This is a genomic window from Roseibium sp. R5, from assembly GCF_055755305.1.
In genome coordinates this window covers 1,811,591-1,837,739 of the sequence record NZ_CM146910.1, presented here as the reverse complement: position 1 = coordinate 1,837,739, position 26,149 = coordinate 1,811,591, and the positions used below count along the sequence as shown (strand labels likewise).

Annotated in this window: 22 protein-coding genes and 1 pseudogene; 3 read left to right on the top strand and 20 right to left on the bottom strand. The window is 54.4% G+C overall.

The features are described from left to right. Positions 1-8: 8 nt before the first annotated feature. From AC0J4F_RS08590 to AC0J4F_RS08555, 8 genes and pseudogenes are all read right to left on the bottom strand, one after another. Entirely contained in the window at positions 9-1,250 is a 1,242-nt protein-coding gene (locus AC0J4F_RS08590; protein WP_473025964.1) for an NAD(P)/FAD-dependent oxidoreductase, read from the bottom strand. Positions 1,251-1,318: 68 nt separating this feature from the next. Then, positions 1,319-2,017, bottom strand: coding sequence for an MIP/aquaporin family protein (locus AC0J4F_RS08585; RefSeq protein WP_133951513.1), 699 nt, complete (start codon positions 2,015-2,017; stop codon positions 1,319-1,321). A gap of 11 nt (positions 2,018-2,028) precedes the next feature. Next, on the bottom strand, positions 2,029-2,520 hold the full coding sequence (locus AC0J4F_RS08580) for an arsenate reductase ArsC (RefSeq protein WP_473025963.1): 492 nt from the start codon (positions 2,518-2,520) through the stop codon (positions 2,029-2,031). A gap of 26 nt (positions 2,521-2,546) precedes the next feature. After that, the gene (locus tag AC0J4F_RS08575) at positions 2,547-2,900 is read right to left on the bottom strand and encodes an ArsR/SmtB family transcription factor (protein ID WP_209174773.1); all 354 of its coding nucleotides are present in this window, start codon (positions 2,898-2,900) and stop codon (positions 2,547-2,549) included. Between the two features lie 209 nt (positions 2,901-3,109). Beyond that, positions 3,110-4,714, bottom strand: coding sequence for an ABC transporter substrate-binding protein (locus tag AC0J4F_RS08570; RefSeq protein ID WP_473025962.1), 1,605 nt, complete (start codon positions 4,712-4,714; stop codon positions 3,110-3,112). Positions 4,715-4,893: 179 nt separating this feature from the next. Then, positions 4,894-6,388: pseudogene (gene glpK / locus AC0J4F_RS08565) on the bottom strand (glycerol kinase GlpK). 82 nt (positions 6,389-6,470) lie between these two features. Next, positions 6,471-7,991: a glycerol-3-phosphate dehydrogenase gene (glpD, locus tag AC0J4F_RS08560; RefSeq protein WP_473025961.1), complete on the bottom strand. Its 1,521-nt coding sequence runs from the start codon at positions 7,989-7,991 to the stop codon at positions 6,471-6,473. A 160-nt stretch (positions 7,992-8,151) separates the two neighbouring features. Then, positions 8,152-10,422 (bottom strand): mechanosensitive ion channel domain-containing protein, encoded by a 2,271-nt coding sequence (locus tag AC0J4F_RS08555; RefSeq protein WP_473025960.1) that lies wholly within the window; start codon positions 10,420-10,422, stop codon positions 8,152-8,154. Positions 10,423-10,696: 274 nt separating this feature from the next. On the opposite strand from AC0J4F_RS08555, the gene AC0J4F_RS08550 reads away from it, so the two are divergent. Next, positions 10,697-11,812, top strand: coding sequence for a DUF2336 domain-containing protein (locus AC0J4F_RS08550; protein WP_133951501.1), 1,116 nt, complete (start codon positions 10,697-10,699; stop codon positions 11,810-11,812). On the opposite strand, the gene AC0J4F_RS08545 is transcribed toward AC0J4F_RS08550, so the two are convergent. The 3 genes from AC0J4F_RS08545 to fliI form a co-directional block, all read right to left on the bottom strand. Further along, complete coding sequence (locus tag AC0J4F_RS08545; protein WP_473025959.1) at positions 11,813-12,256, bottom strand: paraquat-inducible protein A; 444 nt, start codon at positions 12,254-12,256, stop codon at positions 11,813-11,815. A gap of 171 nt (positions 12,257-12,427) precedes the next feature. After that, on the bottom strand, positions 12,428-12,838 hold the full coding sequence (fliJ, locus tag AC0J4F_RS08540; protein ID WP_008193062.1) for a flagellar export protein FliJ: 411 nt from the start codon (positions 12,836-12,838) through the stop codon (positions 12,428-12,430). Between the two features lie 28 nt (positions 12,839-12,866). After that, entirely contained in the window at positions 12,867-14,192 is a 1,326-nt protein-coding gene (gene fliI, locus AC0J4F_RS08535; protein WP_473025958.1) for a flagellar protein export ATPase FliI, read from the bottom strand. 373 nt (positions 14,193-14,565) lie between these two features. Here fliI and ctrA point away from each other — a divergent pair, with 373 nt between their 5' ends. Continuing rightward, entirely contained in the window at positions 14,566-15,258 is a 693-nt protein-coding gene (gene ctrA, locus AC0J4F_RS08530) for a response regulator transcription factor CtrA (protein ID WP_008194123.1), read from the top strand. 131 nt (positions 15,259-15,389) lie between these two features. Here ctrA and AC0J4F_RS08525 read toward each other — a convergent pair whose 3' ends face one another. Next, the gene (locus AC0J4F_RS08525; protein WP_473025957.1) at positions 15,390-16,361 is read right to left on the bottom strand and encodes an MBL fold metallo-hydrolase; all 972 of its coding nucleotides are present in this window, start codon (positions 16,359-16,361) and stop codon (positions 15,390-15,392) included. 309 nt (positions 16,362-16,670) lie between these two features. Here AC0J4F_RS08525 and AC0J4F_RS08520 point away from each other — a divergent pair, with 309 nt between their 5' ends. Further along, positions 16,671-17,513: a LytTR family DNA-binding domain-containing protein gene (locus tag AC0J4F_RS08520; protein ID WP_166672792.1), complete on the top strand. Its 843-nt coding sequence runs from the start codon at positions 16,671-16,673 to the stop codon at positions 17,511-17,513. A gap of 87 nt (positions 17,514-17,600) precedes the next feature. Here AC0J4F_RS08520 and AC0J4F_RS08515 read toward each other — a convergent pair whose 3' ends face one another. The 8 genes from AC0J4F_RS08515 to AC0J4F_RS08480 form a co-directional block, all read right to left on the bottom strand. Beyond that, complete coding sequence (locus tag AC0J4F_RS08515; protein ID WP_473025639.1) at positions 17,601-18,536, bottom strand: IS110 family RNA-guided transposase; 936 nt, start codon at positions 18,534-18,536, stop codon at positions 17,601-17,603. A gap of 261 nt (positions 18,537-18,797) precedes the next feature. After that, positions 18,798-19,685: a CheR family methyltransferase gene (locus AC0J4F_RS08510; protein ID WP_133951493.1), complete on the bottom strand. Its 888-nt coding sequence runs from the start codon at positions 19,683-19,685 to the stop codon at positions 18,798-18,800. Beyond that, positions 19,682-20,911 (bottom strand): protein-glutamate methylesterase/protein-glutamine glutaminase, encoded by a 1,230-nt coding sequence (locus AC0J4F_RS08505; protein ID WP_166672814.1) that lies wholly within the window; start codon positions 20,909-20,911, stop codon positions 19,682-19,684. The genes AC0J4F_RS08510 and AC0J4F_RS08505 overlap by 4 nt, the downstream gene beginning before the upstream one ends. 15 nt (positions 20,912-20,926) lie before the next feature. Then, positions 20,927-21,292 (bottom strand): response regulator, encoded by a 366-nt coding sequence (locus AC0J4F_RS08500; protein ID WP_133951489.1) that lies wholly within the window; start codon positions 21,290-21,292, stop codon positions 20,927-20,929. Between the two features lie 38 nt (positions 21,293-21,330). After that, the gene (locus AC0J4F_RS08495; RefSeq protein ID WP_133951487.1) at positions 21,331-21,822 is read right to left on the bottom strand and encodes a chemotaxis protein CheW; all 492 of its coding nucleotides are present in this window, start codon (positions 21,820-21,822) and stop codon (positions 21,331-21,333) included. Then, positions 21,819-24,629 (bottom strand): chemotaxis protein CheW, encoded by a 2,811-nt coding sequence (locus AC0J4F_RS08490; protein WP_133951485.1) that lies wholly within the window; start codon positions 24,627-24,629, stop codon positions 21,819-21,821. The genes AC0J4F_RS08495 and AC0J4F_RS08490 overlap by 4 nt, the downstream gene beginning before the upstream one ends. A gap of 132 nt (positions 24,630-24,761) precedes the next feature. Beyond that, positions 24,762-25,406: a histidine phosphotransferase ChpT gene (gene chpT, locus AC0J4F_RS08485; RefSeq protein ID WP_133951483.1), complete on the bottom strand. Its 645-nt coding sequence runs from the start codon at positions 25,404-25,406 to the stop codon at positions 24,762-24,764. A 197-nt stretch (positions 25,407-25,603) separates the two neighbouring features. Then, positions 25,604-26,056: a YHS domain-containing (seleno)protein gene (locus tag AC0J4F_RS08480; protein WP_209002516.1), complete on the bottom strand. Its 453-nt coding sequence runs from the start codon at positions 26,054-26,056 to the stop codon at positions 25,604-25,606. Between the last annotated feature and the right edge of the window lie 93 nt (positions 26,057-26,149).

Here is a 26,149-nt window from a genome sequence, read left to right as displayed (position 1 = left end):
GATTCTTGTCAAAACCGGTCGGCGCGAAATGGATTCGGGTCGACCGATGGCGTTGCGCCGTCGATCATGTCGGTGATCATCTCCCCGGTCACTGCGGCTTCCGTCAGACCATGATGGGCATGACCGAAGGCATAAAAGACCTCATCAGCCTGTAGCGCTGGACCAATGACTGGCAGACTGTCCGGAATGGAGGGGCGGAAGCCCATCCAGCGCTTCCCCCCTTCAGTTTTGAGATCAGGAAAGAAGCGCCGCGCCTTAGCAACCATGGCATCAACCCGCTTCCAGTTTTCCGGCAGGTCCAATCCGCCGAACTCGACGGCTCCGCCGACCCGCAATCCCGTGGACAGGGGCGACAGGACAAAGCCGTGTCCCGGCAACATGATGAACCGGTTGACGGCAACACCGGGCTCCGGGATCGTGATGTTGTAGCCCCGCTCTGTATCCAATGGAATCTTGTCACCAAGTTGTGCCGCAAGTTTTTTGGACCAGGCACCACAAGCGATGACCAACCGATCCGGATGAGCGGTTCGGCCATCTGTGAGCGTCAATTCCGGGCCTGAAGAGCCGGACTGAACGTTCACGACATCCCCGACATCGAAAGAAACGCCCTGGCTTTTCAACCAATCGGCCAGAGACAGGCACAACAGTTTCGGATCATCAACCTGCGCCCATTCTGGCACGAGAGCACCGCCCACAACGCGATCAGACAATGCCGGCTCCATGTCTCTGATCGCCGTAAGATCGAGCTCCTGAACATCAATGCCGAAGGCGCGCTGTTCCTCCCATCCCGAATGCGCATCTTTTAGTGAACTGACGGTATCGAACAGCTCCAGACAACCATCCTTGCGCACTTGATTGTGCGTTCCGGAAACCCGCCACAAACGCTCCCACGACGGCCAGGCTTCCGCATTGAGTGCGGCCAAAGCCTCGGTACTACGCTTCATCTGGCTGTGATTGGAGGCGGCCATAAAGCGAAGCATCCATGGCAAGATCTTGACGGCATAAGCCGGTCGAACTGTCAGCGGCCCAAGCGGATCCATCAACCACTTGATCGCCTGTTTCCAAAGGCCGGGACTCGCGAGTGGGGCCACATCAGTCCAGGCAATAGCACCCGCATTGCCCTGACTCGCGCCAGCCGCTGGTCCTTCGCGATCGATGATTGTGACACGATATCCGCGTTGCAGGAGATTTGCCGCCGTCGCCAGCCCAATGATGCCAGCTCCGACGATGGTGACGTCAGGTTTGCTCATGCATCCCTTCAATCAACCCGAACCAGATTTTGCAAGCCAAGTATCAGGTTTAAAGCGCGCGTCGCCGATTAAACCTCAGAGGGTTTCAGGGCTTCCTTCTCCGACGTTTTTGATTGCAGAAGCCAAGAGAAAACCGCAAGGGCAAGCGCCGCCCCGATAAGCTGGGCAACAATAAACCCAGGCACATCAACCGGCCGGATGCCTGCAAAGGTATCGGTAAACGCACGGGAGATCGCGACCGCCGGATTGGCGAAGGATGTGGAAGCGGTGAACCAGTAAGCTGCGGTGATGTAGAGCCCTACCAGCCACGGCACCGCATCAGCGCGGAACCGGATACCCGCCAGGATACTTGCAAGCAGGCCAAATGTGGCGACCACCTCTGCGACCCATTGGGCACCGCCGGTTCGAACTGTGGTCGATGCCTGCCAGACCGGCAATTCAAACATGACATGCGCGATCAGCGACCCGCAAATGCCGCCGAGGATCTGGACAACGACATAGGCCGCTGCCACCGGAATTGTCAGTTCACGCTTCAACCAGAACACAAACGTGACCGCCGGATTGAAGTGTGCTCCTGAGATTGGCCCGAACAAGGTGATCAGGACCACCAAGATCGCACCGGTCGGGATCGTGTTGCCCAGAAGGGAGACCGCAACATCCTCGGACAAATTGTCTGCCATGATGCCGGACCCGACAACGGTTCCAACCAGCATCGCGGTTCCAAGCGCTTCAGCGACGAGACGCCGTGAGAGAGAAAATTCTGACATGAGACGTAATCCTAGTCGTCGGCCGAGGCGCCGATAGCGGAGAGTTGGTGTTTTCCATCAGCTTCTGAGAAGACATCATCGCCAAGCGCGAGCATCGCAGCGATCCGGCGCTCAAGACGCTCATAAGCAAGGTCGAAAGCCTCAGCGCGGGTCGCAACATCGCCCTCAACGGAGGCCGGATCGGCAATACCCCAATGCACGACAAACGGATGCCCAGGCCAAACCGGGCAGGCCTCTCCGGCTGCACTGTCACAAACAGTGATGATCAGATCCATTTTAGGTGCATCAGCACCGGCAAACTGTTCCCAGCTCTTCGATCTAAAACCGTCTGTTGGCAGGTTCTTGCGCTCCAGGCAGGAGAGTGCGTCCGGATTGACCATGCCCCGCGGTGTCGAACCCGCTGAATAGGTGTTGAATTTGCCCTCGCCCATATGGCGTAGGATCGCTTCGCCTAAAACTGAGCGCGCAGAATTGGCCGTGCAAACAAACAAGGCGTTACGCATATTATGAAGCCCCACTTTTTCCGGTTCTAACACCGGTCCTTTTCAACGCTCACACTATCGCCGAGCATGGTCATGATCGGGGCGCACATTTCCGGATTTCCGCCGCAACAATCTTGCAGCAGATACGTTGTGAGCGCGCCCATGGCGGAGAGATCCGCGCGGTAATGGATTGAGCGCCCGTCCCGTTCGGCGTGCACAAGGCCGGAGCGGGACAGGGCGCTCAAGTGGGTCGATAGGGTATTCGGACGCACGCTGAGAGCATCTGAAATGGCGCCCGCTGCCATGCCTTCTTTTCCCGCTCTCACCAACAGGCGAAAGACGTCGAGGCGGGTTTCCTGACCCAAGGCCGCCAATGCTCTCAAGGCATCTTCTTTTTCCATATTTCGAGAATACTCGAATTATGGAAAAGTTCAACCCAAACTCCAGCCAAAAGAGAACCTCAAACGGAGAAAGCCGCCCACCATACCAATGGAAGATGTAAGAGTTTGGTTTGGAGACCAAACGCCAATAAAGAACTGATCAAAAACCGGCCCGCCGCCATGACTCCCCAAACCCTGATGGGGCCAACTGTCTTTAATGGCGTTTGCGCTTAATCGGTCAGGTCTACGCCCTTGAAAGAATGGCCACCGACCGGATCCATAACGTATCCGGTGACTTTCGCGGACATCGGAACATAAGCCATGGAATGCGCGATGGTCACCCAAGGGGCTTCTTCCTTGAAGATCCGCTGAGCCTCTTCATAGAGCCTTGCGCGTTCTGCCGTGTCAAATGTAGTCCGAGCCTTCTTGATCAGCTCTTCAAATGCGTTGTTACACCATTGCGCTCTGTTGGAACCCCCGACACGCTCACAACTCAAAAGTTCGCTCAAGAAGTTGTCCGGATCACCATTGCGACCGGTCCATCCGAACAGCACAGCACCCTGCCGATTAACGTCTTTCGACAACGACAGGTACTTGCCCCATTTGTGGGAAACGATCTCGACGCGCACACCAACCTTCTCCAAGTCAGCTTTGATGTATTCAGCCATCAAACGCGCATTCGGATTGTACGAGCGCGGAACCGGCATCGACCAGATCGTCAGGGAAAGATCTCCAATGCCGGCTGCGGCAAGCATCTCCCTCGCAAGATCCGGATTATAGGCATCGTCTTCGATCGCCGTGTTGTAGGACCAGACTGTCGGCGGGAACGGATTTTTCGCAACGTGACCAGCTCCCAAGTAAACTGCCTCAAGTATCTCTTGCTTGTTGATGGCGTGATACAGAGCCTTGCGAACCTCCTTGCGATCGAACGGAGGCACTTTGGTATTGTAGGCCAGATAGCCAATGTTCAAGCTCGGCTGCTCCATTAGAGTGAGATCGCCGTCTGAGCGAATATCATCGATATCCGTCGGAGCCGGGCGGGACATCACATGACACTCGCCCGCCTTGAGTTTTTGAAGCCGGACTGCTGCATTCGGGGTGATTGCGAAAGTCAGGTTGTCGATGGCTTGCTTGCCATCCCAGTAATCGGAATGCGCGGAGAAGCGAACGATCGCGTCTTCCTGGTAGCCAACAAAGACGAAAGGCCCCGTGCCAACCGGCTGGACATTCAACTGCTCTTTGGCACCCGCATCCTCAAGCTGATCAGCATATTCAGCTGACAAAATGGACGCGAAATCCATCGCAAAGTTTGCCAAAATCGGAGCTTCCGGGCTTGTCAGAACAAATTTCACTGTGTGGTCGTCGATCTTGACGATGTCCTTGATGAACTCCGGCATGGACATAGCATCGAAAAACTCCCAAGCAGTGCCAGGCATGTAGGCGTGCCAGGAATGGCTTTTCTTACGCTGGCGCTCGAGAGAGAACAGCACGTCGTCAGCATTCAACTCACGGCTCGGCGTAAAAAATGGGGTGCTGTGGAATGTAACGCCTTTGCGGAGATAGAACGTGACTTCCCGCCCATCATCAGACACGTCCCAGCTCTCAGCCAAACCAGGTTCGACTTCAGTCGTTCCGGGTTTGAATTCGACCAAACGATTGTAGAGGGGATTGGAAGACGCGTCGAAAGTGATCGTAGAGGTATGAAGAGCCGGGTCAAAACCTTCTGGTGAGCCTTCCGAGCAAAACACCAGCGTCTTTGCTTCCGATCCCGAAGCGGTGGCCACCACCAAGCAAACACCCAGGACCGCGTACTTCAAAGTTCCCGAAAAAGTCATCAAGCGCATCTCTTCTTTAGTCAAAAAGCATAGCCCTCAACCATTGGAACGTTCTCTTTGAGAAGAACTTGAGCCCTCAGGAAACAGGATGCAACGGCTCGAAAGATAACCAGATTCGATATGTTGGAAATGCGTAATTACAAAAAAGCCCCGGCAATGCCGGGGCTTTAACTGTCTAACTAGTCCAGATTGGAGCGCGTTCTTCTGACCGCGTCTTTCCAACCGGCCAGAAGCTGCTCCCGCCGATCCTGGTCAAGGTGGGGCTCAAACCGTTTTTCCAGTTTCCATTTGGCGGAGAATTCCTTCTGGCCAGGCCAAATCCCGGCCCGACTTCCTGCGAGCCAGGCGGCGCCGAGGGCTGTGGTCTCAGCTACGGTCGGACGATCCACTGGCGCACCAAGGATGTCGGACAGGAAACTGCATCGTCCAATCGGACGCTGTCATACCCCCGTCGACCCGCAATACGGGCGAATGTGCATCCGGCCAGTCAGACTGCATCGCAGAGATGAGGTCACTGGTCTGATAACCGACACTTTGCAGTACCGAACGGGCAATTTCCTTCGGCCCGGTGTTCCGGGTCAACCCGAACAATGCGCCACGCGCATCCGCGTCCCAGTATGGCGCACCAAGACCGACGAAGGCCGGGACCAGATAAACGTCCTGGTTCGGGTCGGCTTGCTCTGCAAGAGCCTGAGAGTCGGCGGCATTTTCAATGAGGCCGAGGCCATCACGGAGCCATTGGACCGCAGCACCTGCAACAAAGATCGACCCCTCGAGCGCGTATGTTGTTTCCCCATTCAGCCGGTACGCTATCGTCGTCAACATCCGGTTTGCAGAGGCGACCGGCTTCGCACCCGTATTCATCAAGGCAAAACAGCCTGTGCCGTAGGTCGACTTCACCATGCCCGGTTCAAAACACGCCTGTCCCACAGTGGCAGCCTGCTGGTCCCCAGCAACACCAAGGATCGGTAATTCCCGTCCGAACAGATCCGCCTTGGCAACACCGAAGTCATCCGCACTGTCTTTGACGTCAGGAAGTAGGCTCACAGGGATCTTCAAAAGCTCGCAAAGCTCGGCATCCCAGGTATTGTCATGGATGTTATAAATCAGTGTCCGGGATGCATTGGTGGCGTCAGTGGCGTGTACCTCGCCCTCGGTCAAATGCCATATCAGCCAGCTATCAACCGTTCCGAACGCAAGTTCGCCGCGTTCGGCTCGTGCACGAACGCCGTCGACATTGTCCAAGATCCAGGCGATTTTTGTCCCGGAGAAGTAAGGATCAAGCAGCAAGCCAGTCTTGGCTGTGAATTTTGCCTCAAGACCGTCTGCGCGAAGTTTTGCGCAAAAGTCGGCGGTCCGGCGGTCCTGCCACACAATCGCATTGTAGACCGGCTCGCCGGTTTTGCGATCCCAGACCAGCGTTGTTTCACGCTGGTTCGTAATCCCGATCGCTGCAACATCGGCACCGTTGCCCGGTGCATTTGCCATCGCCTCGCGGCAAACACGGAGCGTGCTGGTCCAAATATCGGATGGTGAGTGCTCAACCCAACCAGACTTTGGAAAGTGTTGCGGAAACTCCTGCTGCCCGACACTTACCGGCTGAAAATCCTCACCAAAGACAATGGCACGGCTTGACGTAGTGCCCTGGTCAATCGCCAACACACATCCGGCCATGGCGCTCCTCCCAAATTTCATGCTTGTTGTTTTTTAGAAAACCGCCGGCGGCTCCCGGCGGTTCGGTCAGGTTTTGACAGCACTATGCAGCAGTGCCAACCAACTCCGCAAGATGAGCAGAGAGGTAGTTGTCGAGCGCGGCTGTTTCCACTTCGCTCAAACGCAAACCCAATTTGGTCCGCCGCCACAAGACATCTTCTGCGGTCCGGGCCCATTCGCGGCTGACGAGCCATTTCACTTCGACTTCATAGAGATTGTAGCCAAACAGCTGACCAAGATCAGAAAGTTGCGCTGCCTTGCCTAGGATAGACCGGGCATCAGTGCCGTAAAGGCGGATCAGACGCGTGGCGAAGGTTTTGTCGAGGAAAGGATAATGGGCCTGTAGCGCCGAGACTTCTTCTTCAAAAGCCAGAACGTTGAAGTTTCCGCCTGGCAACACGTCCTGATCCGTCCACTCATCGCGTTTGAATGGCAGATGTGGTTTCAGTTTTTCCAGAACGTGTTCGGATAGCTTCCTGTACGTTGTGATTTTCCCGCCAAACACAGACAGAACGGCCGGTTTCTTGTCCCCGGCATCCAACTCCAGGACATAGTCGCGTGTGGCGGCCTTCGCATCTTTCGCGCCGTCATCATAAAGTGGGCGCACGCCCGAATAGGTATGGACGACATCATCCGGAGTAACCGGCGTCTCGAGATATTCGCTCACCGCTTTGCACAGATACTCAACCTCGTCTTGAGAGATTTGCACCTTGCCAAGGTCATCCTGGTAATCGACGTCGGTGGTCCCGATGAGCGTAAAGTCATTTTCATACGGGATCGCAAATACAATCCGGCCATCTCCGTTCTGGAAAATGAAGCACCGGTCGTGCTCGAATTGACGCGGCACGATGATGTGGCTGCCTTTAACGAGGCGGATGGCCGACGAATTGTTGGCTCCGACGACCCCGCGCAACATTTCCGCAACCCAAGGCCCTGCAGCGTTGACCAAAACGGAGGCTGTCACGGTGCGCTCAGCGCCGGTCGATAGATCTTTCAGGACAACTTGCCAATGATCTCCCTCCCGGCGGGCGCTGACGCATTTTGTGCGAGTGAGGACTTCAGCCCCGCGATCGGCAGCATCGCAGGCATTCAGAACCACCAGACGCGCATCGTCGACCCAGCAATCTGAGTACTCAAAACCCTTCTTGAAAAGCTTTTTCAAACCCTTGCTGTAGGCCCCTTGATCCAGGGGCACGGTCTTTGTCGCCGGAAGAAGTTTGCGGCCGCCAAGATGGTCATACATGAACAGGCCAAGGCGCAGCAGCCACGCCGGACGCAGATCTTTATGATGGGGCAGAATGAAACGCAGTGGCCAGGCGATATGCGGCGCCAGTTTCCAGAGGACCTCGCGTTCCTTAAGCGCTTTGCGCACCAAATCGAACTCGTAATACTCAAGGTAGCGCAAGCCGCCATGGATAAGCTTGGTCGATGCAGACGAGGTTGCTCCCGCAAGATCTCCCATCTCAACAAGCATGACCGACGCGCCCCGACCGACGGCATCGCGGGCGATTCCTGCACCATTGATCCCGCCACCAATTACCAAAAGATCGTAGTCCGCCGCCATGGTCCTCTAAGGCTCCGTATATTTCGCGCGATTTCTAAAACGAAAATAATTCGAAACCAGTCGAAAATCAATCACAATTCATTCACGCATAAGAAAAGCCCCTGCCAGAGGACAAGCCAGCCAGCAGAGGCTCCGAAAAATGCAAATGAGAAGTGTGCGGCTAGCGGTCGCCATCCTCCGCCGGCGCGTCGTCGGCGAGCGGTTTCGGTTTCTTGGTGGCCTTGGCTTGCGTGACCTTTGGCACATCGTCCTGCGCATAAGCTGGCGTTGCTGCATGATAGGTCACTTGTGGGAACGGAATTTCGATATTGCGCTCGTCAAAAACCTGTTTGACATACTCGTTATAAGCCCGGCCGACAGACCATTGATCACCTGGCGTGGTTTTGATCCGGGCACGAATGTCGATAGAACTTGCGCCGAAGTTTGTGACCCCGTGCATTTCAAGATCTTCATATATCTTGGAACCGTAGTCGGTCGCCTTGAGACGCCGGAATGCTTCCTGCATCGCCTCTTTTGCCTCGGCGATATCTGTATCGTAAGAAACCCCAATCAAGGCCACGTGATACGAGAAACCGCGCATGAAATTGGACACCATGTCCACAGATGAGAATGGAATGATGTGTGTCGTCCCATTCAGATCGCGAATCCGGACAGATCTCACGGTAATGCCCTCAACAGTGCCGGTGATGCCTGCCACGGTAACAACATCTCCCTGGTTGATTGCATTCTCAATCTGAATGAAGGCGCCCGTGATGATGTCTTTAACCAGGGTCTGCGCGCCAAATGAAATCGCAAGACCCACCACACCGGCACCGGCGATCAGCGGGCCGATATCAATGCCGATTTCCGACAGTCCGAGCAAAACGGTCATCACGAGAATGACGACGGTCGCGGCATTCCGAAACAGTTGGAAAAGTGTTCGCTCACGCGCGGTAACGATGTGCCCGCGCCGCGATTGCAGGCGCAGGTCAACCCAAGACATCAACGCCAACCAGATTGCGAAACCAACCAGAACAACAAGGAATGCGGACCCGTAGCTGCTGACGAGACGATTGCCGGTTTCAGACGACAACCAATCCAGAATGCTGAAGAGCCCCCAAACCTCAAAGAGTAGCAGGACCGTTGCGATAAAGACGAAGAAGCGAACCAGCTTAAGCAGTCTAGGAACGAAGGCATTTAGCCGGTGTTGGAGTGCTGGAAGCTTTGTGTTCAGGTCTTCGGGCAGTCGAATTCCGCCCTTGATGGCTCGGGTAACGATCAACGACAGCGCCATCCCTGCCATGATCGTGACAATCGACAGGACGGTGGCCCGCAAGATGATGGTTGTTGCATCAAACGGCCGGGTTACCCAGACGACAAAAATCGCGATGATGTAGCCAAGCGCGCCAACATGCCAAAGCTTTCCAAGGTTGGACAGTGCCCTTTGCGCAAGATTACTCTGCAGCGTTTCCGCATATCCTTGCGTTCCCTCCCGCACCCGGACGCGGTTCCGCACAATCAGCACCATCAAGTAGATCATGCCGCTGAGCACGATCAGAAAGCGAAGCGCATTCCCAAGAACAAACGAAACAGCAATGTTGGAAACGGGAACCAGCAGAAATATACCGAAGTTGTTCCAGTACATATACAGACGAAGCCTTGTGTACCAATAAAGGGCATTCTGGTCGTCGAAGGGAAGCAATCGCAACTCCGGACGGCGCGGCGCAAACACAAACCGAAGCGCGACATTGGCCATTCCAGTTATGAAAAACGCATTGAGCGCAAGACTTTCCTGAATGGTGACACCAGCTGCAAACCCGCCATACGCCAGAAGAGCAACAAAATAGCCAACGCCCAAACCGATTGCGACCGTGATGCCGTCAATCACGGTCGACAAGACCAGAATGGATGTCCGCATCAGCCCGCCACCATACCGCGCCTTGAGAGCGAGCCCGGCATACGCTTTTCGAGCAACCAACTGACCTGACCAGAAAGCCAAGTATGCGGCAATCAAGACCGCTGCAACTTGCACAAAAACCGTCTGAACCCGATCCCACTTGATCGGAATATCCCCTTTGAGGATCAAATACAGTCCGTTCAGCGAATGCCCGGCTCTATCGAGGAAGATGCCAACTTCATCTGCAAGCTTGCGGGTGTATTCCCCCACCCTCAGCACAAAGCTCTCATTGGCCTCAACAGGTGTCGCCGTAGCGGGCTCTGACTGCGCGCCAGTTTGATCACTGCCGTTATCCGACGACTGCTGGTCTTCGCTTAGTTGTTTGATGAGTGCCGCGCGGGTATCGGGATCCTCCAAAATCTTGATCAGGGCATCCCGCGCCTGGCTGATTTCGTCTGCTTGCTGGGTGGTGTCCGCAGCGTCTTGCGCAATTGCCGCACCTGGAGCAAACATAAGAAAAATGATCAGGCAAAGGCGACGCAAAAGGACGGTCATAAAGGCTTCCACCAGCACAGAATTATCGTTGGAAAGACAGTATGCTAGAGGTGACGTAGGCCCACGGCAATCCCGGCTTGATGTCTTTAGCGGTTCGCTCAACAGAAGTCATGTCTGCTCCCGGTCAGTCAATACATTGCGATTTATGACGATACACGTCGCAAAATATCAAGAAATATCCTAAATTTCCGCAAGGTCATCTTTGACTTTCGGGCTAAATGGTAACGTATTAATAACAGTATGAAGCTTTCCTTCCGTGTTAAGAGGAGGAAAGATGTCAGTCACGCTGTTAAAACTTGCCGAGGAAGGTACAGATTCCGCACGGGCGGCGCTGTTCGGTGAGCTTTGCAGGCTCGTTACTGATGATCTGGACCAGCGCACCACACCGGAACTCACAATATTTGCTGAGGTAACACTCAAGCTTTACAGCGACGCCACGGCCGACGACCGCGTACGCCTCGCGCAGAAATTGTCAAACTGCCCAGACGTACCCGATACGCTGGCCAAAAAAATCGCGGAAGATGATGCACCAATTGCATCCCCCCTCCTGGCATCCTCTCCTGTCTTTTCACAGGAAGATCTTCTTCAGTTCATTCAAGAACTGAGCAATGCGCATCTGCAAGCCATTGCTCACCGTCCGGACCTCAGTTCTGAAGTCTCCGACGCACTTGCGCAAAAGGGTGATACCCCGATCCATCGTATCCTTGCTGGAAACCGGGAAATTCGATTGTCCCGAGATGCCATGGTTTGCCTCGTACGGCTTGCTGCCGAAGACACCAAAGTTCGGGAAAGCTTGTCGCATAGATCGGATCTGACGCCCGCGATCTGTCAGCAATTGCTGCCAATGGTCAATGAAGACGCAAAGAAGCGTTTGACGTCAATCATTCAAGGCGCCCTGTCACAGGAACAGCTCGATCAGATTGCGAAGATCAAGAAACTGAGACGAGAACTTGGGCATGCTTTGGACAATCACGACATGAGCTTGTTGTGGCCCGATGCACAACGCGCTGGCGCAACACCAGATGAGCTGATCACGCTCTTGCTCCAGGACCAGCGGTTCAACCACGTCATTGAGCTCATGAGCTTGCGCGGACGGATCGCGCAAAAAGCCTTCAAGGACGCCGTTTTTAACGGAAAGCTGGAAACTGTTATGCGGACTGCTGCCCGTTGTGGCCTTCAACCTCAAACTTTCGCATTGTTTGTGAAAGCTCGGTGCGACCACCTTCGGATCCCTGCCAAGAAGGGCTCCAGCTGGATCGGCGCGTACGCTGCGCATCTCAAGGAGCTGGAAGCGTCCAAAGAGGGCCGGTGCTCCGACTTCCAGGCAAATCGCAAAGGCAAAAAATCAGACGCGGCTGCGACCGTTTCTAGCAGGCTCGCTTTTGCATAATCATCCTCCGGTCGCCCACCGGCACAAGGCTGCAGCAAGTGCGGTCGCAACAGTAGCGCTGGCATAAAACCATAACCCCGGCAGGATCGAGGCGGCCGCCAAACCGCTGGTTTTTGCCGCAAAGAGGACCAGCGCGACAAGCATCACATCCAGCATGGACCACTTACTGAGCGTCGACAGCAACGCGAGCGATCTCAGCCGTGCGCCTGTTATCACCGCGACATGTACTACGATGATCTTTGCAGCAGGAAACACGACGGAAAACAACGCGATGATCACCGCTAGCGCTCCATCCCCTTCCAGCCACAAACCATGAATGACCTCTAGCAGAGATGGCCGCTCCTCCAGAAAATAGAGTTTTTCAATACTCATCAGCGGGAGGGTAATGCCGAGTGTGAATGAAAAAGTTGCGATTGGCAGGAGTAGTGCAATCATCAACCGCATATTGGTTGCTCCTGCAGAATGTTTATTCAATTTCAAAAGACGGCTTCGTCCCGCAATTTATGTCGCGGGAATAGTATTCCAAATATATCTTTATAAAGGCGAGTGGGTCACACAATTTACACGCCGTGGCCAAAACCGCCGCGGCGCCTGTTTCACAAACCGTTCTTGATCTCAGTATCTGGACCGTCCACGCGCAGCAACTTCATCAAGTTGTTCCTGCTCTGCGGCTTCCTGAGCAGTGCGTTCGCGCTGCTGATCCCGCTCTTCCAGCTGTTCGAACTTCTTCAGATCTTCAATAGCCTCGCTGAGCTCGTCCTGAGCGCGCTGCAACTGATCGTCCAGTTCATGGGCCGAATTACGCAAGTTGTCTCTACGATCAGCAGCAGCCTTTGCGAATGTCGGGTAGGCGAAATGACTGACGTCGGTAATCCCTGTCCGCTCCTGCTCGGTGCGAATCTGATCATCAAGCTCGTCCGCCATCCGGTTGAACTCGGATATCATGCTCTCGATCTGGGCGAGCTGCCGCCGTTTTTCGTCAACCTGAAACCGCTTCAAACGGATCAAACTGTCTCGGGTTTTCATTACTCAATACTCCCCTTACACGGGTAGTCTATCCCTGAGTCATTTCCAAAAGGTTGGCAAGCTGCGCATAACCTTCAATAATTGTTGTCGATTCGTCTTTGCCCTGATTCAGGAAATCATCAATTGGCCCGAATCGAAAGACTGCCTCATCAACAGTCGGGTCCGATCCCCGCCTGTAGGCACCAAGCCGAATGAGTTCTTCCATATCCGTATAGGTGGAGAGAAGCTGCTTTGCCTTTCTCAAGACAGGTTGCTGCTCCGGAGGGACACAACGCGGCATGGTCCGCGATACGGATTTCAAGACATTAATTGCTGGATACCGTCCCCGTTCCGCGATCCCGCGCTCCATCACAACGTGCCCGTCCAGGATCCCGCGCACAGCATCAGCAACAGGTTCGTTGTGATTGTCGCCTTCCACAAGAACAGTAAAGAGCCCCGTAATCGAGCCTGATCCAATTTTTCCTGGGCCAGCCCGCTCCAGAAGGCGCGGCAATTCGGTAAAGACCGTCGGTGTATATCCTTTTGATGTCGGCGGTTCCCCGATGGAAAGGCCGATTTCGCGTTGCGCCATAGCGAATCGGGTTACCGAATCCATCATGCACAGGACTTTGTCGCCCTCGTCCCGGAAATATTCTGCGACCGTCATGGCAAGATAAGCTGCCTGCCGCCGCATCAACACACTCTCATCGGAAGTCGCGACCACAACCACCGACCGGGCCAAACCTTCTTCGCCAAGATCGTCTTCAATGAACTCTTGTACTTCCCGGCCACGTTCACCGATCAACCCGATCACGGCCGTGTCGCACTGGGTGTTTCGGGCCAGCATTGACATAAGCACAGATTTACCAACGCCCGAACCGGCGAAGATACCCATACGCTGACCTTCACAGCACGTAACGAAGGTATTGAGTGCCCGGACACCTAGATCCAGCGGCGGCCCGACCCGGGCCCGTTCAGAGGCTGGCGGAGGTGCGCTTCGCAATTTGCGAGGCAGACCGCCATTTGGAAGAGGTCCTTTACCATCAATCGGTTCACCAAGAGCATTAATCACTCGGCCAAGCCAGGCATTACTCGGATGAACAACGCTCTCCCGGGAGGTGATTACGGCCTTGCATCCCATCCGCACTCCTTCAAGACCGGAGAAAGGCATACACAAGGCGTGTCCTTCCCGGAACCCTACAACTTCTGCAGGAACCTGCGGGTTATCCTCACCACTGTCGATCAACAAACGGGATCCGACACTCATTTCGTGAATGGGTCCGGCAATCTCGACAAGCAGCCCCTGAACGGCGGCTACACGGCCATAAATTTCCGTAGCCATAAGCGAATCAATTTCCGCAAAAAGCGCCTTCACCTAAGAATCCTCTAACCATTAATGGTTTTGGTAACCGATCGTTTACGAGTCTGGTTAATCTTAACCTTTGAAAGGCAGACGAGCGAGGGTCATTTCTAAGTTAATCTGGCTTTGTTGAAAGGAATCTGAACGGAATCGGTTACGCCGGTTTCTTAACGCACCACTTTAAGAAAGATGAATCGGGATTCTTTCCGGGGATTCAATTAGTTGGGTGTTGTTCACAGAAACGTTCCAACGAGCCTTGCCGCTATGAAAGAGAATTTGTTAACCATTAACCGATAACAAATGAGTCGGGGTTAACAGCAGTCCTTCGTAGCAGGCGCCGACACAGCCGTTGCGACTTGCCCAGGAAAGGCAGAATAAGGGGATTGGCATGCGTGTATTGTTGATTGAGGATGATAACGCGACAGCGCAAAGCATCGAATTGATGCTGAAGTCCGAGAACTTCAACGTCTACACGACAGATCTTGGCGAGGAAGGTATCGACCTCGGCAAACTGTACGATTACGACATCATTATGCTGGATCTGAACCTGCCGGACATGTCCGGGTACGAGGTTCTCCGCACACTTCGGGTCTCTAAAGTTAAGACACCGATCTTGATCCTGTCCGGTAACGCCGGCATCGAGGACAAGGTTCGCGGCTTAGGCTTTGGCGCCGACGACTATATGACAAAGCCGTTCCACAAGGACGAGCTTGTGGCCCGCATCCACGCGATTGTGCGCCGCTCGAAAGGTCATGCACAGTCCGTCATCGTCACTGGCGATCTGAAGGTCAATCTGGACACCAAGACCGTTGAGGTCGGTGGACAGCGTGTGCATCTGACCGGCAAAGAATATCAGATGCTTGAACTTCTCTCTCTTCGGAAGGGCACGACCTTGACCAAGGAGATGTTCCTGAACCACCTGTATGGCGGCATGGACGAGCCCGAGCTGAAGATCATCGACGTCTTTATTTGTAAGCTGCGCAAGAAATTGGCCGCTGCGACGTCTGGAAAGAACTACATCGAAACGGTCTGGGGCCGTGGATATGTTCTGCGCGAACCGGATGTTGAGGCCGCCGCATAAACACGCGGCTCAATAAGATCGAGAAAAAACCCGGCTGAAATAGCCGGGTTTTTTTATTGTTCAATATAGAAGCGGCTGGAACGAGCTCCAGCCGCTTCCGCCTCTCTAGTTTCAGGGATGGGGCCTGTGCACTAGAGGCTAAGCTGATAGGACGCTGGTACGTAACGGAAGCCGTCACCGTCCGTTGCTACATATCCGACTGCTGGGAATGGCATATGGTAGCCGACAAATGGGATGCGATCGGATGCGAGCATGCCCAGGACAGATTTCCGGGTTGCTGCCGCAGCTTCCTTGTCCATATCAAACCGAACTTCCCAGTCAGGGCGCGCCAACGACCAGACATAGTGGTTTGCCAGGTCAGCAGCGAGAAGAAGCTGCTGACCACCATCTTCCAACATATAAAGTGTATGACCCGGTGTATGACCGTAGGCAGCCATTGCGGTGATCCCACCGGCAACGCTGCCACCTTCATCCAGGAAAGTCATCTTATCCGCGAGCGGCTTTACGTTTTTGGTCATCAGTTTGGTAACACCGTTCGATTCCGGATCCATGCCCGCCCAGAAATCATATTCTTTTTGAGCGATCACATACCGCGCATTCGGGAAAGCTGGCGCACCGCCTTCCATCAGGCCACCGATGTGGTCGGGATGCATATGGGTGATGACCACGACGTCGACCTGTTCCGGAGTGTAGCCTGCGCTTTCCAGGGCCGCACGCATGTTGCCCCGTGCTGGGCGTCCACCTTCGCCAACGCCGGTGTCAAAGAGAACCAACTCAGAGCCTGTGTTGACCAGAGTGGGTGTGAAAAACGCTTTGAAAGTGTCGGCAGGGATAAAGGACTCTGACGATTTTGCCGCAAATGTGTCCGCATCGACGTTCATGCCGAAGGTCTTTTGTGGCTCACCAACGGTCACGGCACCATCCAGCAACGTGTTGACCTCAAAAGAGCCAACATTGTAGCGCGCGACGGGTGCAGCCATAGGGCCTTGCTTCTCGGCAGCAGCATGCACTGCTCCAGAAGACAACACTCCAGCTCCTACTGCAGCAGCCCCTGCCCCGAGAAGCGCAGCGCGCCGCGTCAGTTGGACTTGGATATCACTCATGTGTATTTCCCCTGATTGATCAAACTGGGTCCAAGGCTTTTTTTAACTCGTCATACAACGAAGCCGTGAACGAACACATTTGGATAACTGGGACACAATAGCTGACGGGAAACCGCCTTAGACCAATTGAGCCCTCATTAATTCGTGAATTCTTAAGCGTAAAAATAATATCAAACTTTTCAGATGCTTATTGAAGTTTTCCATTCATGCATCATCAATGGTATGATGAATCCTGTCCGATGGAAGGAATTCTGAATGACGCGGCACGGGTCGCTAACACTGTTTGGGCTGACCCTCGCCGCAGCGGGATTGCTGGCTGCGAACCAACAGACGCGGCCAGAGGGATGGCCAGTCATCGGCGTCTATGGCTATTGGTTGGTACGGATCGGAATTGAATCCACGCTGTTTATAGCCTTTTTGCAGCTGCTCAGCTTGTTGCCCAGAATTGCCAAGCATACCCTTTGGGCAATCAGCCTCGCTGCACTCGCAAGCTACATTCCCTTTGTCCTATCTGTAACCGCACTGGATATAGTTCTTGGACTCCCAGAGCTAGACGCGCCAGCATTGGGTGAAGCCGGATCCGCAACTCGGCTTGGGGCGTTTCTGCAAGAGCTTGTCTATCTCTTGGACAACCATGTCGTTTTATGCGCGTTGCTGAGCATTCCCATGGTACTCCAGGCGTGTTGGATACCGGCACAGCTTCAGCCACTCAGCGGCAAAAAGACTGGCTCAACGCAGATGTCCGCTGCAGAACCATCCGGCCCGGCAATTACAGAACCAGAGAACACCTCGACAAAATCATCTTTGCTGGAAAGCCTGTCACCACCATTTACTGACCGCATTCTCCGCGCAGAAGCTCAAGAGCATTATGTAAAACTGGTCGGCTCGAATGACACACAAATGGTGCTCTACAGGTTCAGCGATATTCTCCGGGAGCTTCCGGAAAACACTGGCATGCAGGTTCACCGGAGCCATTGGATAGCCCACGAGGCCATTCAGCAGGTCCAGAAAGAGGGCAACAATACGCGGCTCGTGTTGAACGACGGAACTCAAATCCCGGTTAGCCGACGCTATGTCAGCACGGTAAGAGCCTGGGCAGAGCAAAATCTGCGACAACCGTCAGCTGATGATGGTTCTCAAATGGATAAATAGGACTTATGGCCGTCAGGACAAACTGGCGCGGACCTCCGCCGGCAATTGCATCGTTCCAGATCAAAAGAAAAGCAACGGTGTTGGTAGTCAAGCGGAGACCATCATCGTTTCTTTTAGCCTTGCATTGAGAATGATGATCATTTTTCGCATGACTGCGACGAGGGCGACCTTTGACGGTTTTCCATTTGTTTTGAGGCGTTTGTAGAAGGCCTTCATGACCGGATCAAAGCGGATGGCTGGCAGAGCTGCGACGTAGAGAGCATCTCGGATTTGCCGCCGTCCACCGGAGATCATGCGTTTGCCCCGCATGAGGCCGCTATCCTTGTTGAGCGGGGCCACGCCGACGAGCTTGGCGACCTGTCCTTTGGACAAGCTCCCCAGCTCCGGCAAGTCGGCCAGCAGGAAGCAAGCTGTTCTTAGACCGATGCCTTTGAGGCACATGAGAACATTGGCCCTTTGGGCAAGTGCCGGGTCCGACCTGATGCAAAGCTCCATGTCGTCGATAACAGCCTGGCGCTGATTGGTCAAAAAGCGCAGACTTTCTTCGATCCAGGCTATCGTCCTGCCGGTCTGCTTTTCCCTGCGGTTCTTTTCTTGAACGATCATATGGCTCAGTTGCCGGTATCTTTGAACCAGCTCCTTGAGCAGGGTCTGGGCCGCGGAGCTGGGAGTGAGGAGGCGTGTCTCCAGGCGTTGGCCATAGTCGGCCAGAATGAAGGCATCAATCTTGTCGGTCTTGGAGAGCTGGCCACAGGCCCGGGCAAATTGCCGGACTTGCTTGGCGTTCACCTTGGCAACTGGCCGGCCAACCGCCAGAAGGGCAGCCTCAACGGCACGCTCATAGCCGCCGGTCGGCTCCAGGATCAGCCGTTCTATCGAGTTGAACCGCATGAGAAAGGTCAGGAATGCATCGATCCCTTCCTCCGTGTTGGTGAAACTCGCACGCTGCTCATCGGGCAGAACGCAAACGTCAAACGTGGATTTTGATATGTCGATGCCGACAAAACGGCTAGCATAAGGCATGGCTTGGTCTCCCTTATACGCGAGCGCGAAGCTCTCTCAACGGTTCGACGAAGCCTCAAGTGTGTGAAGGGTTCTGCTTTTTTGCGAACGCAAGGTTCATGCCCGCAAGGGCTCAACCACTTCACACACCGTCATAAAGGTAAGGCCATACCTCAATGACAAAGAGGCCGGAGCATCAAACCATGCTCCGGCCTCATAATGTATAAGCCCGCTAAGTTTTCGGGAAAACCAGCGGGCGTTACAGAAATTTGGAGTGTCGCTTTAACGGAGCGTTGTTGCACCAACTGCCAGCCGTGATGTTGCCCCTGCCAAAGCAGGACGTGTCGCTGTCTGAGCAGCCTGCTTTTTCTGAAAAAGACCGCGTTTCCCAGGAACCGGTTTGAAAGCATCAGTCAAGCCAACCACCGTTTCAGCTGCGCCCAGAACCAGGAAACCATCGTCCGGGAGAGCCTTGGCGATCCGCTCTAGGATCTCAGTTTTTGTCGGTTGATCAAAGTAGATCAAGACGTTCCGGCAGAAGACGATATCGAACTCCCCGATATGAGAGAACTGCTCCAGAAGATTTAGTTTCTTCCATTCGATCATAGCCCGCAATCCGGCATTGATCTGCCACATATCGCCCTTTTGATCGAAGTATTTCAACAGCAGCTGGATCGGCAGTCCGCGTTGAACCTCGAACTGGCTATAAAGCCCGGTTTTCGCCTTTTCCAGCACTTCCTGCGAGAGGTCTGTGCCCAGGATGCGAATCCGCCAACCACCAACTTTTGCAGCCGCCTCTTTCAGGCAAATCGCAAGCGAATACGGTTCTTGGCCGGTCGATGCCGCCGCGCACCAGATTTTAATCTGTTTACGTGTTGCACGGTTTTGCAACATTGCCGGAAGCATCGTTTCTTTGAAATGCTCAAACGGAGTCTTGTCGCGGAAGAAGAACGACTCATTGGTCGTCATGGCTTCGACAACTTCCGTTTCCAAAGCCCGATTGCCACCTTTTTGCAGTGACTGAATCAACGCACTCAAGGTTTCCAACTTGGAACTACGGGCGATCGGCAACAGCCGGCTTTCCACCAGATATTGCTTGTCGTTTGACAGAACGAGACCGGAGCGCGTTTTCAAGAATGTCTTGAGAAAATCAAATTCCATAGGGGTCATCGTGTGCTCCCCTTCAAGACGCGGGACACCTTCGGTCCGATTGCCTTCAATGGCAGAACTTCAGAGCACATGCCGGTGTTGGCGGCTGCTCCAGGCATACCCCAAACAACACTTGTTTCTTCATCCTGAGTGATAATGCTACCGCCTCCTGCGGCAATTGTCCGGACGCCATTGGCCCCATCGGAGCCCATGCCGGTCAAAATCAAACCAAGGCAGGCCGACCCAAAGGCCTTCGACACGCTGTCAAAAAGCGGATCAACTGCTGGCTTACAGAAATTGACAGGCGGTCCGTCATTGAGCCGTATTTTTACAGCTCCACCCTCTTTTTCGACTGTCATGTGCTTGCCACCCGGAGCGACATAGATGTTTCCGGGTTTCAATACCTCGCCATCCTCACCTTCTTTTGACGGGCGCAGCGCGGCCTTCCCCATATGTTCAGCGAGAATCGCCGTAAACGTCGGCGGCATGTGCTGTGTAATGACCACCGGCACATCATTCATTGCCGTGCCAATTTCCTTCATGACTTCCTGCAAAGCCTGAGGTCCACCGGTCGATGACCCGATTGCCAGGATCCGCGGACGCGCTGAGGAATACGGCCGGAGTTTAAACTTCGGCGTCGCGGCTGCCCCTTGCGGACCAGCTCCGCGAAAGCTTGCACGCGTATCAACAGCTGGACGAGCAGCCGGAGACGTTGGTGCGGATGGCCGTGATGTCTGGCCGGCACGCGTCTCCGCACGCATCGTCCGCACTGGTGCACGCATCCGAATAGCACGGGCGCCAAGGGCTTTGACCTTGTCGATCAGTTCCCGGCGGAAATCGACAGATGTAGTGACTTCAGAAGTCGACTCCGGCTTAGGAACGTAATCGGCGGCGCCCAATGACAGGGCCTTAAGACTGACTTCCGCGTTTCGACGCGTCAGTGTGGATGCCATGATGACAACCAAGTCCCGTTTCTTTGCCAGCATGAGCGGCAAAGCGGTCATCCCGTCCATTTCCGGCATTTCAATATCGAGGACCACAACATCAGGGTTGCTTTTCTCGATATCCTCCACGGCCAACCTGCCGTTTCGGTGAGAGCCGACAACTTTAAGCGCCTTGTCCTCACCGAGCCACCTGGTCAAAAGCCCACGGATCACGACGGCATCATCCACCACCATGACCTTAATCGGGTCTGCACCCGGCGTGACCCCAGCCGTCACATTTCGTTGAGCAAATGCCATATTGATCGACCAACTCTGTACTTAGATAAGCCCAACTTCTTGAAACTTGGCTTCCACGATCTCACGATCAAACGGCTTCATAATGTATTCATTTGCACCCGCACGAATTGCCCGGGCGATATGAGCAACATCATTTTCCGTCGTACAAAACACGACCACAGGACTTTCGCCGCCTTCCTCTGCGCGCAGGCTGGTCAAGAACTCCAGCCCATCCATGACAGGCATGTTCCAGTCCAGAAGGATGGCATCCGGCATTGTCTTCCGGCATTCTTCAAGCGCCTTCTGACCGTCCTCTGCCTCGACAATCTCGAAGTTCATATCTTCAAGGATCCGGCGTGCGACCTTTCGAATGACGCTAGAGTCATCGACGACAAGGCACTGTTTCATCGGGCGTAACTCCACTATCGACCGTCTTGCAGGTCTTTTTATGCTGCTGCCATGGGTTCGGTGAACATTGCGCCAAGCAAGCGGTCCACGTCCAAAATTACCATCAATTGACCATCAAGCCGATGGACACCGCCTGCGATTTCCGCCCAGCGGCGGTCCAGGTTCGATGGGTTTGGTTCAGCTGAACTGGACGGCAGGGTCAAAACCTCACCGACCGTGTCGATAACCAATCCATAGCTCTCATGTTTGTACTCGATACCGACAGCCATCATCTGCTCATCCTGAAGCGGCGGCAGATGCAGCCGGCGCCGCATATTGATCGCAGTTACAATACGTCCACGCAGGTTTAATACACCTTGTACTTCCGGCGCGGACATCGGGACCCGTGTCACGCTCTCAGGAACAAACACATCGTGAACCTGAGAGATCGGCAATCCAAACAACTGACCGCCAATCACTACGGTCACATATTGGATCATGTCGTTGCCGGCATTTTTGTCTCCGGCAACCTTGTTCTCCAACATACTCATGCGGCAGCTCCCAAATCACCGGCAAAGATATCTTTCAACGCTGCTATCAGACCTGGACGGTCGAATTTTGCGACGTAATCATCAAATCCAGCCTGACGGCCACGCTCGATGGACGCGGGCGTCACGAGCGAAGACAGTGCTAGGATTGGCATCTGTCGGAAACGCGGATCACGACGGATTGCCTCGCAGAACTCGAAGCCGTTGATTTCAGGCATCTCGATATCGCTGACAATCGCATGGAACTTGTCACCGTTTTCCAACAGTTCGAACGCCTGCGATACACCAACACAAGTGGTTACATCGTAACCGGCCGCTTTCAGAACGGGTGTCAGCATATTGCGGAAGAAAGACGAGTCATCGACAAAGAGAACTTTCTTCGTCAGCGCCTCAATGTCCATTTCTTTCCGCATGAACCAGTCTTCGAACGCCTGCGGCAGATAGAAGCCAAGGTCGATGATCTCGGTCGCACGTTCTTTGACAATCGCGGAGCCGAGAACGCCCGGGCGCTCCGACCCGACTTCGATGTTCATCCGGTCCTCGACGATGTCGACGATTTCGTCGACCACAAGGCCCATGGATCGACCCGCATCGGAGAACACCAGCATCGGCTGGGTGCCTTCGGTCTTGTGGCTGTCGCCGTCGTTGACGTAAACGAGCGGCATGAGCGCACCGCGGTATTGCACCAGATCGCGACCATTGGAACGTTCGATCTTGGAAATGTCGAACTCTTCCAAACGCGTGACCAGCGACAGCGGAACTGCCTTCGGTTCTGGAGCACCGGCGCGGAAAAGAAGCAACGAAATCGCGTTCTGTCCCGTCATTGCCTTTTGCTGCAAGTCCTCTTGTTCGTCTTCGCTGTTCTCGGCGACAGCACTGGATGCATGGCTTGCCATTGCGCCCGCAATGCCGTTCGGGTCGATGATCATGATCACCGAACCATCGCCGAGGATGGTGTTGCCCGAGAACATGTCGAGATTACGCAGCATGGTGGACATCGGCTTGACCACGATTTCTTCCGTGTGGAAGACACCGTCTACGACAACACCGAATGTCTGGCTGCCGACCTGCATCACAACGATGAAGCCGTTGTCAGCATCAATCGCTTCGTCCGCGTTCTCACCCTCATAGATACCCAAAAGTTGGGACAAGTGGACGAGAGGAAGCAGCTTGTTGCGCAACCGAAGGACCGGCGTGTCCTTGATGCGTTCAATCCGATGCTCGGAGTTCTTCTGAACACGCACCAACTCCACGACAGAAAGCTGCGGAATTGCAAACCGGTCACCACCAGCCTCAACGATCAACGTGGAAACGATCGCGAGGGTCAGCGGGATCTTGATAATGAAGCTCGAACCCTTGCCCGTAACAGACCGCAGATCAACGGTTCCGCCGATCAATTCGATGTTGTTGCGGACAACGTCCATCCCGACACCGCGGCCGGAAACGCTGGTCACTGCCGCCGCTGTCGAGAAGCCTGCATGGAAGATGAACTTCTGAACCTGAGCATCCGTCATCTTCTCGACTTCAGCCTCGGTCGCAAGACCACGCTCGATGATCTTGGCCTTTACACGCTCAACGTCGATACCCTTACCATCATCACGAACTTCGATGATGATGTGGCCACCTTCGTGATAGGCAGCAAGGGTGATGATGCCCTTCTCCGGTTTGCCCGCTGCGCGGCGCTCTTCCGGACGCTCCAATCCGTGGTCGGCGGAGTTCCGAACCATGTGCGTCAACGGATCCTTGATCATCTCAAGAACCTGACGGTCAAGTTCGGTGTCAGCGCCGATCATTTCCAGTTCGATCGGCTTCTCCAGATCCTGGCTCAAATCGCGGACGATCCGAGGCAGTTTCTGCCAAGCATTGCCAATCGGCTGCATGCGGGTCGCCATCACGCCCTCTTGCAACTCGGCAGTCACGTTTGACAGGCGCTGAAGCGGAACCTTGAATTCACTATCTTCATGGCGGCGTACAATTTCCAGAAGCTGGTTCCGGGTCAGTACCAACTCGGACACCATCGTCATGAGGTGTTCAAGCGTATCGACCGCAACACGGATGCTCTGGTTGGAGACACCACCGCCGGATGCTTTCTTCTCGCCGCCCTCACCAGAAGGCTTGGCTTTTGCCGCTGGCTGCGCCTCTGCAGGCTTTTCAGGGGCTTTTGCTGCCGCTGGAGCCGGGGCCGGCGCCTCAATTTCTTCCGGCTGCTCGTCCGGAGCCTCATCTTCAGCGCTTTCGGCAACCTCGACTTCAATCTCGGTCTCACGGAAGGCACGCTCAAGCTCATCGAGCGAAACTTCGCCAGGTCGCAACGGCCGTTCAATGGTTTGTTCAGGCAGTGTAAAGTCGTCACTGTCGGTCGCAGCTTCGGCTTGCGGCTCAGCATCCGCCGCCGTTTCATCGGCTGCGCCGCCGCCGGCCATCGCGGCATCAGCCGCTGCAGACATCTCTTCCAGCTTGCCGATCAGCTCGCTGTCATCGCCTTGCGGTTCTTCGCCTTCAGCAGCTTCCAGCTCACCAAGAATGTCCTTGATCTGGTCAATGGAAACCAAGATCAATGACACCGCGTCTTGGGTGACCGGCGCACCGTCGCGGAACTTGCCCATAAGGGTTTCAGCCGCGTGTGCAATTCCTTCAAGCCGGGGAAGGCCCAAGAACCCACAGGTACCCTTAATCGTATGTACCAGACGGAATATGTTGTCTAGAATCGTAGCGTTGTTCGGTTCTTGCTCGAATTTTACGAGCTCCACGTCTACAACGTCGAGACTCTCATTGGTCTCGGTAATAAATTCCCTGAGGAGGTCGTCCATGGCCTGCTCTCACCCGACTTGTTACTGGTTCCGCACCCTGAAAAGGATGTCTGGACCGGGAAGTCCATGAGAGTAGATTGGCGTCAAAGCGTTAAGATACGCTGAAGCAAAAGGATTCTTTTCGGGCCTAAGTTATTCGGTCGGAAGAGCTGTTATTTTTACGCAGTCTTCATCTTTATCTATTGTTAACTCCATCCCGCACTCACGCGCCAGAAGCAACGAGTAAATCGGCTGAACAGAGTGTGCATCAACGCGCTCAGGCTCTTCTCCGCTCAAGGTTTCCTTCATTCCAAGTGGAATTCGCGGGTTCAAACCAGCCGCATTCAAAGTAAAGGACGGAGATTGTGGTGTCCCACTCATTTCAACCTTGATCTCGCCCCCACGCGGAACACACTGATTGGCGATCAGGATGAGATTGAGAAGCAACTTCACAAAATTTTTCGGCATCAAGTGCCGGTCCAGTTGCCAATTGAGGTTGGATTTTTCATTTTCCATAAACCCGGTGGCAACCACTTGGGCATCGCCAAGATCAATCTCTGCGCCGGCGGATCCGGCAGCACCAAAGGCAAGTCGTGCAAACTGCAGCTTGGCAGACGCCTGTCGCGCACTTTTCCGGATCAGATCCATGGCGAATTCGCGCATGTCCTCAGACCCTTCTTCATCCAGCACTTCCAGTCCATTGGTGATCGCACCAACCGGACTGATGATGTCATGACAGACCCGGCTTGCCACCAGGGCTGCAAGATCCATGGATGAAAGCTCTTTAAGTGCGGACATTGCTCGACGCTGCTCTTTGTAAAAAACCTGCCAAAACGACCTGATTCGCAAGCCGATATGCCAGCGTTACACATCCGCAAAGGCCCTGCCAAGGCGGCAAATCAGCCGATTTCCCGGTCATCCAAGCTATTTTTGGAGATAAGTCCGCCGAAACCGGCAAACCAAACTCAAATCCGTCCCAACGGCCACATCAACCGTCATTCCGGCAGGCAGCCGACAGTTTCAGCATGCGACCGAGCTTCGGTGAGCCTTTGGGTGCCATTCACAATGAATAGAAACCGGTTGACCACCGAATAGAAGAACATCAGCCGCCCTTCGACTATCGCATAGATAAACGGATTTCCGGCCGTCGCGAAGCCTTCCGACAGGCCATATCCGCCGCAAGCCGCAAACATCGGGGCATAGGCATTGGGGTGCAGCTTGAAGGCTTCCATATTGCCCTTGTTGACGAAAACCCACTCGGTGTTGCCCCATTTATATGTGTATTCCCGGCTTCCCTTCCGCGGGTATCCATCAACAAAATAGCTGACTGGGTCGTGCCCACCAATTGCGTACCCAGTAATCGGATCCGGCACAAAACTCCTGGGGCGGGCCTTTCCGTCGACGCTCCACAGGCAAATAGCCGCTGCAAGGATTGCAGAAAGACACATCCAGGTCTTTTTTGGGGGCCAACGTTTCATTGATTCGGCGGACACGTCTTTCATCAATTGAACTGCGAATCATCACTGTATTCGTTAAGTTTA